Origin of the sequence: Streptomyces sp. NPDC059524 (genome assembly GCF_042749255.1) — a bacterium.
Taxonomy (GTDB): domain Bacteria; phylum Actinomycetota; class Actinomycetes; order Streptomycetales; family Streptomycetaceae; genus Streptomyces; species Streptomyces xanthii.
Genome location: NZ_JBHYTK010000048.1, coordinates 1 through 13,107, shown reverse-complemented (window position 1 = coordinate 13,107; position 13,107 = coordinate 1). Strand labels below are relative to the sequence as shown.

General features: G+C 71.7%; 10 protein-coding genes and 1 pseudogene. 6 read left to right on the top strand and 5 right to left on the bottom strand.

Annotated features, from left to right (window positions below; genetic code table 11):
* Nucleotides 1–138: 138 nt before the first annotated feature.
* A pseudogene (locus ACFW9D_RS16090) lies at nt 139–318 on the bottom strand (RHS repeat-associated core domain-containing protein); the annotation flags it as partial.
* Between the two features lie 364 nt (nt 319–682).
* Here ACFW9D_RS16090 and ACFW9D_RS16085 point away from each other — a divergent pair.
* The 3 genes from ACFW9D_RS16085 (at nt 683) to ACFW9D_RS16075 (ending at nt 5,300) form a co-directional block, all read left to right on the top strand.
* On the top strand, nt 683–2,218 hold the full coding sequence (locus tag ACFW9D_RS16085; RefSeq protein WP_384622459.1) for a protein kinase: 1,536 nt from the start codon (nt 683–685) through the stop codon (nt 2,216–2,218).
* A gap of 39 nt (nt 2,219–2,257) precedes the next feature.
* Nucleotides 2,258–4,408 carry a UvrD-helicase domain-containing protein gene (locus ACFW9D_RS16080; RefSeq protein ID WP_384622409.1) on the top strand — a complete coding sequence of 717 codons (2,151 nt, stop codon included), beginning with the start codon at nt 2,258–2,260 and terminating at the stop codon, nt 4,406–4,408.
* Nucleotides 4,409–4,928: 520 nt separating this feature from the next.
* Nucleotides 4,929–5,300 (top strand): hypothetical protein, encoded by a 372-nt coding sequence (locus ACFW9D_RS16075; protein ID WP_384622407.1) that lies wholly within the window; start codon nt 4,929–4,931, stop codon nt 5,298–5,300.
* Here the strand turns inward: ACFW9D_RS16075 and ACFW9D_RS16070 are convergent.
* Both ACFW9D_RS16070 and ACFW9D_RS16065 read right to left on the bottom strand, forming a co-directional pair.
* The gene (locus tag ACFW9D_RS16070) at nt 5,266–6,816 is read right to left on the bottom strand and encodes an MFS transporter (protein WP_188336358.1); all 1,551 of its coding nucleotides are present in this window, start codon (nt 6,814–6,816) and stop codon (nt 5,266–5,268) included. The genes ACFW9D_RS16075 and ACFW9D_RS16070 overlap by 35 nt on opposite strands.
* A 119-nt stretch (nt 6,817–6,935) precedes the next feature.
* Nucleotides 6,936–7,901 carry a hypothetical protein gene (locus ACFW9D_RS16065; RefSeq protein ID WP_384622403.1) on the bottom strand — a complete coding sequence of 322 codons (966 nt, stop codon included), beginning with the start codon at nt 7,899–7,901 and terminating at the stop codon, nt 6,936–6,938.
* Nucleotides 7,902–8,028: 127 nt separating this feature from the next.
* Here ACFW9D_RS16065 and ACFW9D_RS16060 point away from each other — a divergent pair, with 127 nt between their 5' ends.
* Nucleotides 8,029–8,673: a hypothetical protein gene (locus tag ACFW9D_RS16060; RefSeq protein WP_384622401.1), complete on the top strand. Its 645-nt coding sequence runs from the start codon at nt 8,029–8,031 to the stop codon at nt 8,671–8,673.
* Nucleotides 8,674–8,678: 5 nt separating this feature from the next.
* On the opposite strand, the gene ACFW9D_RS16055 is transcribed toward ACFW9D_RS16060, so the two are convergent.
* Together ACFW9D_RS16055 and ACFW9D_RS16050 are read right to left on the bottom strand one after the other, a co-directional pair.
* Complete coding sequence (locus tag ACFW9D_RS16055) at nt 8,679–9,092, bottom strand: RidA family protein (RefSeq protein ID WP_384622398.1); 414 nt, start codon at nt 9,090–9,092, stop codon at nt 8,679–8,681.
* The gene (locus tag ACFW9D_RS16050) at nt 9,089–10,222 is read right to left on the bottom strand and encodes an acyl-CoA dehydrogenase family protein (RefSeq protein ID WP_188336360.1); all 1,134 of its coding nucleotides are present in this window, start codon (nt 10,220–10,222) and stop codon (nt 9,089–9,091) included. Before ACFW9D_RS16050 ends, ACFW9D_RS16055 begins: the two co-directional genes overlap by 4 nt.
* 191 nt (nt 10,223–10,413) lie before the next feature.
* Here ACFW9D_RS16050 and ACFW9D_RS16045 point away from each other — a divergent pair, with 191 nt between their 5' ends.
* Nucleotides 10,414–12,102 carry an AMP-binding protein gene (locus tag ACFW9D_RS16045; RefSeq protein ID WP_384622396.1) on the top strand — a complete coding sequence of 563 codons (1,689 nt, stop codon included), beginning with the start codon at nt 10,414–10,416 and terminating at the stop codon, nt 12,100–12,102.
* 40 nt (nt 12,103–12,142) lie between these two features.
* A complete protein-coding gene (locus ACFW9D_RS16040) occupies nt 12,143–12,958 on the top strand; it encodes a PaaX family transcriptional regulator C-terminal domain-containing protein (protein ID WP_384622393.1) in 816 nt (271 codons plus the stop codon).
* Nucleotides 12,959–13,107: the final 149 nt, after the last annotated feature.

Here is a 13,107-nt window from a genome sequence, read left to right as displayed (position 1 = left end):
CTTCTTGGTGTCGGAATTGAAGACCCCGATGACGGCCGTGGTCCCCTTGCGGGCGGCCATGAAGTAGTCGTTGCGCAGGGACTGCAGCTCCTCGGCCCGGTCGAGGGAGAGACGAGCGTCGTCCTCGGTCCCGGGCTGGCACGGAGTGAGCCCCAGCACATCGGTCCAGGTGCTCGGGTTGACGACATAGATGACCGGGTTGGGTGCCGGGGCCAGCCCGAGAGGGTCGGGCGTGACGTAACGGGCGGTCTCCGGGTCGTAGTGGCGAAAGTAGTTGTAGTGGAGACCTGTTTCGGGGTCGAGGTACTGGTTCGGGAAGTTGATCCCGATGAAGTCCAGGATCTCGTCCAGCCAACCCGGAATCGTGTAACCCATCCCCCGTGCAGCGCCGACGCCGAGCGTCACCTGGCGCCCACGACCGGCGGCCCCGGTAGGGCAGGGAGCGGTATATGCCATCGACACACCACCGGTTTCCGGCCATAGCAACCGGCCGCCCCTCGCATCGCTGGACGGAAGATCGACCCCAAGGCCAGACTTGTCTCTTGACCACATGGAGTGACACGTCGAGGGGCCGTCCAGACGGCCATCGGTCGGAACCGGGGGCAAGGTGTCAGAGGAGAAGTCGCCGCGGCAGGTGATCGCCGGCCGGTACGAACTCCTGGAGGAGCTCAGCCACGGCGGCATGGGCGATGTGTGGCGGGCGTACGACACCGTGCTCGACCGGCCGGTCGCCGTGAAGCGGATCCGGCCGCAGGCCATCACCTCCCCCGCTCTCGCCGAGGAGTTCGCGAAGCGGTTCCAGCGCGAGGCTCGCATCACGGCACGCATCCAGCACCCAGGTGTGCCGCAGGTCTACGACGCCGTACTCGACGAGGACTCCCACGAGCGGCTGTTCCTCGTCATGGAGCTCGTGGACGGTGTCACCCTCACCTCGTACATCGCCCCGCAGCGGCCGCTCCCCGTCAGCTGGGCCGCAGCCGTCGCCGCGCAGGTCGCGACCGTGCTCTCGTACGCGCACGACGTCCCCGTCATCCACCGGGACCTCAAGCCGAGCAACATCCTCGTGGCGCGCGACGGGACGGTGAAGGTCCTGGACTTCGGGATCGCGGCGATCCTGCGGACGGACGTCACCAAGCTCACCGCCACCGGCAGCCCCATCGGCACCTACCAGTACATGTCGCCGGAGCAGGTGCGGGGCGGCCGGATCACCCCGCAGGCCGACCTGTACGCGCTCGGGTGCGTGCTGCACGAACTGCTCGGCGGGCAGCTGCTGTTCGAGGCCGAGAGCGAGTACCTGCTCATGTTCCAGCACGTCAACGCCGCCCCGACGCCCCTGCGGCAACTGCGCGCGGATGTGCCGGCCGCTCTTGAGGAACTCGTTCTCGACCTGCTGCGCAAGGCTCCCGAGTCGCGGCCCGCCGACACGCAGGAGGTGTACGCGCGGCTGCTGCCGTTCCTGCCGCCGCCCGGGCACGCGCCGGAACCGGGTGAGGCCGTGCCGGCGGGGGCTCCGGATCCGACCGCGCTGTTCCGTCGGCCGTACGCTCCCCGGGCGCGTACCGCGCAGTCGGGCGGCCCGGCCATCGGCAGCGGCGCCGACGCGCCTGCCCCGCCGCTCGTCCCGCCCGTCCTCGCCGAGGTGAACGCCGGGATCGAGGAGGCGTACGAGCACTCCGAGGCCCTGCTGGAGGAGGAGCGCTTCGCGCAGGCCGCCGAGGTGCTCGCCGAGGCCATCGAACCGGCCGCCCGTGCATTCGGCTCCGAGAGCCGGAAGGTCCTCGGGCTGCGCAGGAACCGTGCCGCCGTCCAGCTCCTGGGCGGGGACTACCGGGCCGCACTCCCAGAGTTCGAGACGCTGGCCGACGCGTACGCCCGGATCTCCGGGCCCACCAGCGAGCCGGCCCGTGCCTGCCGGGCGCAGGCGGCCCGGTGCCGGGCCGAGCTCGGCCAGGTGACGGACGCGCTCGCCGAGCTACAGGGCGTACTGAACGTGGTGCGGAATGTGGACAGCGACGTCAGCGAGGAAGCAGTCGAACTCCGGCACAACATCGGCATGCTGCTGCTCGCCCAGGCGCGGACGGTAGAGGCCCGCGAGGTGCTGGAGCCGCTGTATCAGGACCTGTGCATGGTGTTCGGTCCGGAGGACGAGACGGCCGTCGAGACAGCCGAGGCGCTGGCCCTCATCAGGCTCGACCTCGACGGACCGGCCTCCACCTGACGCTGCTCCGCCCACACCCCGAGAAACAGGAATGCACTCATGCCCCACCTCGCCTTCGACATCGCCTTCTGCGCCCAGCTGCCCAAGCTCCAAGGGTCCGTGCGGGAAGGCGTGTTCGCCGCCTGGGAGAAGTTCGAGCGGCTTTCGCTGAAGCAGCTGTTCTCGGACCCTGGGCTGAACCTGGAGGGGCTCAAGCAGGCGCGCGATCCGCACATCCGGACCATCCGCATCGACAAGTCGACCCGTGGCGTCGTACTCGCGCCCGAGACCGGCGACACGTTCGTTCTGCTGCGCGTCATGCCGCACGACAAGGCGATCGACTGGGCGGTCAAGCAGAAGGCCAGCATCAACACGGCCACACGGTCCGTCGAGATCCGGGACATCGCGACTCTGGAGGAGCTCACCCCGGCGTACGAGCGGATCGCGACCCATGCGCCGGACCGGCTCTTCGCCAAGTTCTCCGACGGTGACCTCACGGCTCTCGGTATCGACGCGACCACGCTGCGCCAGGCACGGGCGCTGACCAGCGTTGAGCAGCTGGAGGTGTTCGCGCCGTATTTCCCGCAGGACCAGCGTGAGGTGCTCGAGTACCTGGCGGCGGGCTTCACCCCGGAGGAAGTGTGGCGAGACGTGGTGTCCCTGGCACTCGCCGACACTTCGAGCTCCGAAGGCGTCGACACGACGGACTTCGCGACGGCGATCCGGGCCACGTCCAGCCGTATCGCGGTGGTCGCCGACACGGACGAGCTGCGCGACATCCTCGACAAGCCGTTCGCGGCCTGGCGGATCTTCCTCCACCCGACCCAGCGCAAGGTCGCCTACCGCCCCTCGTACGCCGGACCCGCCCAGGTCACCGGCGGTCCGGGCACCGGAAAATCGGTTGTCGCACTGCACCGGGTACGTCACCTGCTGCGGTTCCTGCGCGACGGGGACCGGATCCTGCTCACCACGTACACCAACACGCTCGTCGCCGCCCTCCGATCGGGACTGGTCCGGCTCGTGGACGACGAGGCCGCCCTCGAGCGTGTCGACATCATGACCGTCGACGCGCTCGCCGCCCGGGTCCTGTCGACCTCCCGCCGGCCGGTGTCCGGGGCGGAGGAGGCCACACGTTGGGAGGACGCGGCGCGCGTCACAGGGTTCGCGGGCAGCCCGCAGTTCCTGGCCCAGGAGTACCGGCACGTGGTCCTCGCCCAGGACCTGCGGACGCAGCAGGCATACGTCGACTGCGACCGGCCCGGGCGCGGCACCGGGCTGCCGGCCGCGGCTCGCCCCCAGGTGTGGCAGACCATCGAGGAGTTCGGAGCCGCACTGCTGCGGGACGGACTGCGCACGCACATCGGCACCTGTGCCGAGGCGGCGGACCGACTGACCGGGGAAGGTCCGAGATACCGGCACATCGTCGTCGACGAGGCCCAGGACCTGCATCCGGCGCAGTGGCGACTGCTGCGCGCGGCAGCACCGGTGCGGCCGGACGACCTCTTCATCGCGGGCGACCCTCACCAGCGCATCTACGACTCACGGGTGTCGCTGAGGTCCGTGGGCATCAATGTCGTCGGCCGGACCACGAAGATGCGGAAGAACTACCGTTCCACACACGAGATCCTCACCTGGGCGACCGGGCTGCTCATCGGCCGCCGCATCGAGTCCCTGGCCGACTCCGACCGCCCGGACACCCTGCTCGGCTACCGGTCCGCGCTGCACGGCTCCGGGCCCGAGGCCCAGCCGTCGGACAGCGGCGACGCGGAGCTGGACTCGCTGGTCGCGCGGGTGAAGGGCTGGCTGGAAGCGGGGATGCAGCCCGGCGACATCGGCGCCACAGCCCGAGTCAACCGGGTCTGCGACCAGGTTGTCGCTCGTCTGCGGGAGGCCGGTGTACCGGCGGTACGGCTGCGCGGCGATGTCGCGGTGGACGACGCAGCGGTGAACGTCGGCACCATGCACGCCTTCAAGGGGCTGGAGTTCCGTGCCGTAGCTGTACTCGACGTGTCTGCCGGCATGGTCCCGAACGCCGGTGCCGTCACCGACGAGGCGGTCGACCGGAAACAGCACGAGGCCGACCTCATGGCCGAACGCTGTCTCCTCTTCGTCGCCTGCACCCGCGCCCGGGACAGTCTGTACGTGTCCTGGCGAGGAGCTCCGAGCACGTTCCTGGTCGAGGCCGGTGCCGGCGGTACGGCCTCGGCGTGACGGTCGCACCCGAGGCAGGTCAGTAGGCCTGTCCCGGTCCGTTCACCTTCAGGATGCCCCGGCCGGTCCGGTCGAAGGCTCTGAACTGCATGTACGACATCTCCGATCCACCAGCCTGCGCCCCTGCACCGAGAGGTACTCGCGGCACGTCTACGCGGACGCGTCGAAGTTCCCGAGGTCGAGCGGGCGGAAGAACGCAGCCCGTAGCCGGTTCCGGCCCCGTAGGCGGCGAGGGCGACCACGCCGCCGAGCACGGCCCAGCGGGCCGGCTGCGAGGGCTTCTTCCTCGTCACCCACCATGCGTACGGCAGCGTGCCGATGACCAGGAGAATGAGGGTGACGGCGGGTGGGCCGAAGAGGGCGAACAGCGAAATGGGCCGGAACCGCCTTCCTTCGCTTGCTCGTTGACCACTGTGCAGGGGCGAAGGCTAGCGGGGGGCGAGGCCGTATGGCGCGGACGTACAGGTTCCGGGCGCATCGGGGTGGGTTCGGGTTTGCCGCTGATCTCACGGGTGAGGTGGTGCCTCGGGATGCGGCGGCGCAGGGTGGCGGGCTGATCGTGTACGGGAAGGTCTCGCTCGCGCTGCCCGCCGTGCCTCTGTACTGGGAGGACTGTGCCTGGCTGGCTTTCGGGGCGGCGTTGCACGCCTCCGAGATGGTGGAGCTGCACCCGGACGGGCTGGTCGTGGAGGTGCATGAACTGCGGTACCCAGGGGCCGACTACCGGTGTGAGGTCGCCGCCCTGGCGATGAGCGGTTTTCTGCGTGAGGCGCTCGGGCTCCGGGGCGCCGCGCCCTCGGTGTCGTTCGCGAAGGAGGGCGGCGGCGCCCCGGTGTTCGACTGGGGTGCGGGGTCGGTCAGCCCGCCCCCGGTGGTCCCGCGCCTCCCTTGAGGCGTTCGATGTCGGACGGCCGGACCTGGATGGCCGTGAGGGAGATGATCAGCGCCACGACGGCGAACGCGGCGGCCACGATGAAGCCGGCGGAAACACCCGCGGTGAGGACCTCGTCGCCCCAGGGTGAGGGCAGGCGGCCGGTACGGGCGAACTGGGCCTTCTCCAGCGGGGTCGCCTGCGCGAGGAACGCGGGGACCTGGGTGTGGGCCTCGTTGTTGCTCGCCGTGCCGAAGACCGTGACGAGGATGGACAGGCCGAGCGAACCGCCCACCTGCTGGGTCGCGTTGAGGAGTCCGGACGCGGCGCCCACCTCCTGCGGCGCGACGTTCGACAGCGCCATCAGGGTCAGCGACACGAAGAGCAGGCCCATGCCGAGGCTGAACACCAGCATCGGGCCGAGGATGGAGCCGGCGTACGTCGAATGCACGTCGGTGAACGTCAGCCAGGACAGCCCGGCCGCCAGGAACAGCGAGCCGAACGCCATGAACGGTTTCGGCCCGTACTTGGGCAGCCCCTGCGAGGTGAACCCGGCCGCCACCGCGACCACCGCGCTGACCGGCAGGAACGCCAGGCCGGCCTGGAGCGGACTGAAGTCGAGGACGCTCTGCACGAACAGGGTCAGGAAGAAGAACATCCCGAAGAGCGCCGCGGCGAGGCAGAGCATGATGCCGTACGTGCCCGCGCGGTTGCGGTCGGCGAACATGTGCAGCGGGGTGATGGGCTGCCGCGATCTGCGCTCGACCAGGATGAACACGATCAGCAGGACCACCGCGACGCCGAACGACGTGAGGGTCAGCGCGTCCCGCCAGCCCTCCTGCGCGGCACGGATGAAGCCGTAGACCAGTGCCACCATGCCGAGGGTGGACGTGAGCGCGCCCAGGAAGTCGAAGTGGCCGGGATGCCGCTCGGACTCCTTGACGTGCCGCGGGGTGAGGAAGGCGATGAGCAGGGCGATCGGCACGTTGACGAAGAAGATCCAGCGCCAGTCGAGCCATTCGACGAGGATGCCGCCGGCGAGGAGGCCGATCGCCCCGCCGGCGGCCGAGACACCCGCGAACACACCGAAGGCCCGGTTGCGTTCGGGCCCTTCGTCGAAGTTCGTGGTGATCAGCGACAGCGAGGTCGGCGAGGCGATGGCGCCGCCGACCCCCTGCAAGGCGCGGGCGGCGAGCAGTTGCCACTCGGCCTGCGCGACGCCGCAGAGCAGCGAGGCGAGCCCGAACAGCAGAACACCGAAGATGAAGACGCGGCGCCGCCCGAGGATGTCACCGGTGCGGCCGCCGAGCAGCAGCAGTCCGCCGAAGGTCAGCGTGTACGCGTTGACCACCCAGGACAGGTTCGTGGTCGAGAAGTCGAGCGCGTCCTGGATGTGCGGGAGCGCGATGTTCACGATCGTGATGTCGAGCACGACCATGAGCTGACAGGAGGCGATCACGAACAGGGTGATGGCCTTGCCGTCGCCCTTCGGTGGGGCGGCGGTCGCTGCTGGTGTCGCGGGCTCGGGATGTGTCATCGCGCATCGCGCCCTCAGGTGAGGATCCCGTGGGCCGGTCAGTCCACATCTCGAAAATATGCCCGCCGCCCGAGGGTCACCAGTCGATCAAGAAGAGAGCGGGCGGACTCGGCAGGCGGTCATACGGGGCCGAGAGACAGGTGTGGGGCACGCTGCGCGAGGTTCTCGCGGAACCAGGGCGTGGCGGCCGCGGGCAGTCGCGCCGCCGTGCGCTGGAACGCCCGCCAGTCCACGAGGAACAGCCCGCACGGGGACGGGAGCAGTGGGTAGTCGCAGCGGACGAGTGGGGGCAGGGTCCCCGATACGGGGTCGGGGACGTCCTGCGGCGAGGGCGAGACCAGAGAGAGCCAGACGCCGACGGGCAGCGGTACCCGATACTGCGGGCCCGGCTGGCGCGGGGACCAGGGCTCCCCGGTCTGCGGGTGCGCCGGGACCAGGAGGATGTCCGCGTCCGGAACGGGCCGTCCCGGTCCGGCCGGCGCGGCCCGGCGCGCGGTGGGGCCGACGGGCAGCAAGGCGTCCAGGTCCCGTTGCAGGACCTCGGCGGCCAGGCCCTCGGGGACCGTCACCGGCCGCCCCTCGGACGCGGCCAGCAGATGCGCGAGCGCCTGCCCCGCCGCCGCCTCCCACCGCGGGCTCCAGGTCCAGGAGTAACTGTTGCCGTACTTCCCGCCCCAGTCGGTGACCGGCTCGCAAGGAGGTACCGGCGAGCTTGCCGCCATGGCCTGTTCCCAGGTCAGCGGCTCGGCGTCGTCCACGGGTGTGGGCACGCGGCGCACGGCGTCCGGCACGAGCCAGACCGCCTGCCAGAGCGTGCAGTCGTCGATCCGGGTCGCCACCGGCAACCCGCAGGCCGCGCACGTCATGTTGGGCCCGTCGCGCCCGTCGAGACCGCAGCAATAGCCGTCGTCCGGGCCGGAGCCGAGGCGCGTGCCGCGGACGTCACCGGGCGCGATCACGATCTCCCCGGCGATCCCGCCGGCCCACCGCGGGTCCGGGTCCACGGCGTACGTGCCCGACTCCATCAGCACGGGCAACTGCGCCGCGTTCCCGAAGCTCTGCCGTGCGTGCGGTGGCAGCGCCACGCGAGAAAGCTCGACGGTGAGCTCGGCACCGCACCGCGCGCAGACGAACAGCGCCAATACCCCTCCCGCTCCTCCCCGAAGACCCCAGCATCGTCGCACCGCACCTACTGCCGGACAATCGGGTTTCATGGAGTCACCGCACCTGGCCGCACTGCTCCGGGACATCACGTCGGCCCGCCCTGAGGAACGGGCCCTGAGCGCTGATCGGGTCACCGATCGGATCAGCGCCTGCACACCGGAGGAGGCAGCGACATTGGCCACGGCACTCGCCGCGTGCGCGGCCGAGGAGGAGGACCTCACGGCGCTCGAGTCCCAACTGCACGCGATCCTCGAGCTGACGTCGACCGGGTACGTGCGGCAGCGGCATCTCGCCCGGCTGGGAGGGCTTCGGTCGCGCGAGCTGCCCGAGGAACTGCTCGGATACCTGCACGACCTTCTGGAGGACGACGGCGTGGAGACGCCTCGGCTTCAGTTGGTCTCCGTCGAGGCCGAGGCGGAGTCGGAGTCGGAGGCAGAGGGGGATGAGGACGAGGTCGTGTGTGTCGTCTGGTGCGTCGGGGGCGTCGTGCGGGTCGGGGACGTCTTCGCGGTCGACGGGGTGGTCGGTGAGGCCCGTTGGGCCGTGTCGCGGATCGACCGGTACGGACGGCCCGTCGAGATGTTCGATCCGCCGCACGGAGCGCGGGTCATCTTGGTCGGAGGGCCGCGCCGCGGTTTGGGGCGTGGGGTCGTCCTCGTCGCCCTGGGTGGGGACGGCCGCGTTCCGGGGTGACGTCGTCAGGGCAGCATCGCCATCCCGTCGATCTCGACCAGTGCCTCCTCGTCCCAGAGGCGGACGACGCCGATGACGGCCATCGCCGGGTAGTCGCGGCCGGCCAGGTCGCGCCAGATGTGGCCCAGTTCGCGGGCGTGGGTGCGGTAGGCGGCTACGTCGGTCGTGTAGACGGTGACGCGGGCCAGGTCGGCGGGGGTGCCGCCGGTGGTGTGGAGGGCGGTGAGGAGGTTGGTGAGGGCCTGGGTGAACTGGGCGGGGAGGGTTTCGCCGACGATCTTGCCGTCCGTGTCCAGGGCGGTCTGGCCGGCGAGGAGGACCAGGCGGGTGCCGGTGGCGACGACCGCGTGGGAGAAGCCGGTGGGCGGGGAGAGGGTGGGCGGGTTGACGCGGTCGACGTGCGGCCGGGCGTCCGTCATGGGCGGGCCTTTCGGAGAGGGGCGTACAACTCCTTGGCGATGATGGCGCGTTGGACCTCGGAGGCACCCTCGTAGATGCGGGGGGCGCGGACCTCGCGGTAGAGGTGTTCGAGGAGGTGGCCGCGGCGCAGGGCGCGGGCGCCGTGGAGCTGGACGGCCGTGTCGACGACGTGCTGAGCCGTGTCCGTGGCGAGGAGCTTGGCCATGGCGGCGGTGCGGGGGACGTCGGGCGAGCCCTCGTCGTAGGAGGCAGCGGCCGCGTAGACCATCAGGCGGGCCGATTCGACGCGCAGCGCCATGTCGGCGACCTGGTGGGCGACGGTCTGGAGGTCGGAGAGGGTACCGCCGAAGGCCTGGCGGGAGGCCGTGTGGGCAAGCGTCGCGTCCAGGGCGGCCTGGGCCATGCCGACGGCGAAGGCGCCGACGCTGGGGCGGAAGAGGTTCAGGGTGCCCATCGCGACGCGGAATCCGGCGTCGACCTCGCCGAGCAGGTCGGCGCGGGTGACGGGGACGCCGTCGAAGGCGAGGGCGCCGATCGGGTGCGGGGAGAGCATGTCGAGGGGTTCGCCGGTCAGGCCGGGGCGGTCGGCGGGGACGAGGAACGCGGTGACGCCCCGGGCGCCGGCGCCCTGGGTGGTGCGGGCGAAGACGGTGTAGAGGTCGGCCTCCGGGGCGTTCGAGATCCAGCACTTCTCGCCGGTCAGGCGCCAGGAGTCCGGGCCGTCCGGTTCGGCGGTGAGGGAGAGCGCGGCCGCGTCCGACCCGGCGCCGGGCTCGCTCAGCGCGAAGGCGGCGACGGCGCGGCCCGCCGTCACCTCGGGCAGCCACCGCTCGCGCAGCTCCGCGCTGCCGTGGGCGTGCACGGGGTGGGCGCCGAGTCCCTGCAGGGCGAGGGCGGTCTCGGCCTCCGTACAGACCCGGGCCAGGGACTCGCGCATCAGGCACAGGTCGAGCGCGCCGGAGGTGAAGAGGCGGTCCAGCAGACCCAGGCGGCCCAGTTCAGCGACGAGCGGGCGGTTGATGCGGCCCGGTTCGGCCTTCTCCGCGAGCGGGACGAGATGCCGCGCGGCCAGCTCGCGGATCTCGGCGCACCAGGCGACCTGTGACGGTTCGAGTGAGAATGACCCCATACGGCCTTGCTCCTCCCGGTCGAGCACCCTCGGCTTCCCGGGAACCGTATCGCGCCCCGTTGACTGTCGTCACCATCACGATACGCTCGATGTGCGACCAACCGACATCCGGCCATCAGCAGTCGCGTGAACGCGACGGCCCGGCGCGCCCATCCGGCGCTCGGGCCCATACGGCAAGGGGGCGCCCGGCGATGACCTCACCGTCCGCACCGCACGATCCGCAGTCCGGCCCGTCCACCGCTCCGCCCCCGCTGTCGCCCTCGGCGCACACGGACACGTTCGCCCGCGACCACCTGCCGGCGGCCGAGCTGTGGCCGGGGCTCGTCTTCGAACTGCCCGAGCTCCGGTACCCGCAGCGCGTGAACTGCGGGGCCGAACTGCTCGACGCGACGGTGGAGCGGTTCGGGGCGGACCGGCCGGCCTTCCACTCCCCCGGCGAACCGCCGTGGACGTACGGGGAGTTGAAGGCGACCGTCGACCGGATCGCCCACGTCTTGACCGACGACCTCGGTGTCGTCCCGGGCAACCGGGTGCTGCTGCGCGGCCCCACCACCCGTCATCTGGCGGCCTGTTGGCTCGCCGTGATGAAGGCGGGCGGGGTGGCCGTCACGGTGCTGGCGCAGCAGCGGTCCGCCGAGCTGGCCACGATGTGCGAGATCGCGCGGGTCGGCCACGCGCTGTGCGACGCCCGCGTGGTGGACGACCTGCTCAAGGCCGGGGTGCCGGGGCTGCGGATCGCGACGTTCGGCGGGGACGGCCCCGACGACCTGCTGAGCCTGGCCGCCGGGAAGCCCGACGCGTACGAGGCGGTGGAGACGGCGGCGGACGACGTCGCGCTCATCGCGTTCACGTCCGGGACGACTGGCCGGCCCAAGGGCTGCATGCACTTCCACCGGGACGTCCTCGCGATCGCGGACACGTTCTCGCGGCACGTGCTGCGGCCGACGCCCGACGACGTGTTCGTGGGAAGCCCGCCGCTCGGCTTCACCTTCGGACTCGGCGGCCTCGTGATCTTCCCGCTGCGGGCGGGCGCGAGCGCGCTGCTGCTCGAACAGGCGGGCCCGCGCCAGCTGTTGCCCGCGATCGCCGAGCACCGGGTGTCCGTGCTGTTCACCGCCCCGACCGCGTACCGCGCGATGCTCGCCGAGATGTCCGACGGCGCCTTTGACGTGTCCTCGCTGCGGCGCTGCGTCTCCGCCGGGGAGAACCTCCCGGCGGCCACGTGGGAGGCCTGGCACGAGGCGACCGGGCTGCGGATCATCAACGGGATCGGCGCCACCGAACTCCTGCACATCTTCATCTCGGCGGCCGACGAGGCGATCCGGCCCGGCACCACGGGCCTGCCCGTGCCTGGCTGGCAGGCCCGGATCGTCGACGAGTCGGGTGCCGAACTCCCGGACGGCGAGCCCGGGTTGCTCGCCGTGCGCGGTCCGGTCGGCTGCCGCTATCTCGCCGACGAACGGCAGACCACGTACGTACGGCACGGCTGGAACGTCACCGGGGACACCTATGTCCGCGAACCCGACGGCTACTTCCGCTATCTCGCCCGCGCCGACGACATGATCATCTCCGCGGGGTACAACATCCCGGGCCCCGAGGTCGAGGACGCGCTGCTCAAGCATCCCGACGTCACGGAGGTGGCGGTCGTGGCGCGGCCCGACGAGGCGCGCGGACAGATCGCCGTCGCGCACGTCGTGCTGCGACCGGGCGCGCGCCAGGATCCGGAGGCGCTGCGGGAGTTCGTGAAGGCGGAACTGGTGCCGTACAAGTGCCCGCGCGTCATCGAGTTCCTGGACGCGCTGCCGCGTACGGCGACGGGGAAGCTGCAGCGGTTCCGGCTGCGGGAGCCGGGCGGCGGGGCGGCCCCGGCCGCGGGGTGATCCCGGGGTGCGCGCGCAGGGCGGACCGTACAGTGATCACGTGTCCGAGCAGCCCATCCACACCCCCCGGTCCCTCATCGTCACGCTCTACGGAGCGCACGGGCGGGACTTTCCCGGGCCCGTGCCCGTCGCCGAACTGATCCGGCTGCTCGGCGCGGCCGGGGTCGACGCGCCGTCGGTCCGCTCGGCGGTCTCCCGGCTCAAGCGGCGCGGGCTCCTCGTGCCCGCCCGCACCGAGGCGGGCGCCGCCGCGTACGCCCTGTCCAGCGACGCCCGCCAGCTCCTCGACGACGGCGACCGGCGGGTCTACGGGGCGCCGGCCGCGGGCGAGGGCTGGGTCCTGGCGGTGTTCTCCGTGCCGGAGTCCGAGCGGGCGCGGCGGCACGTGCTGCGGTCGACGCTCAGCGGGCTGGGGTTCGGCACGGCGGCGCCCGGCGTGTGGCTGGCCCCCGCCGGGCTGTACGAGGAGACCCGGCACACGCTCGAACGGATCGGCTGCGCCGGGTACGTCGACCTGTTCCGGGGCGAGCATCTGGGGTTCGCGGCGACGGCCGAGGCGGTGGCCCGCTGGTGGGACCTGCCGGCCCTCGCGAAGCTGTACGAGGCGTTCCTGGACGAGCACGAAGGGGTGCTGCGGGCCTGGGAGGGGCGGCCCGTCGCCGACCCGCGCCTCGCCTACCGGGATCATCTGCTGGCCGTGGACTCCTGGCGGCATCTTCCCTACGCGGATCCCGGGCTGCCGCGGGAACTGTTGCCGGTGGACTGGCCCGGGGTCCGGGCGTTCGAGGTCTTCCGGGCACTCGATGGGCTCCTGCGGGGTGCGGCGGCGGGATACGTGCGCGCCGCCGGTTCCTAGGTCTCGTCGCGGGCCGCGGGCCGGTGCGGCCGGGGCCCGAACGCGCCGTGGCGATCTGCGTCTCGTCGCGGCCCACCGGCCGGTGGGGCTTCTCGCGCAGTTCCCCGCGCCCCTGGAGATGCGCACTGCGTGCGCGATCTCCATAGGGG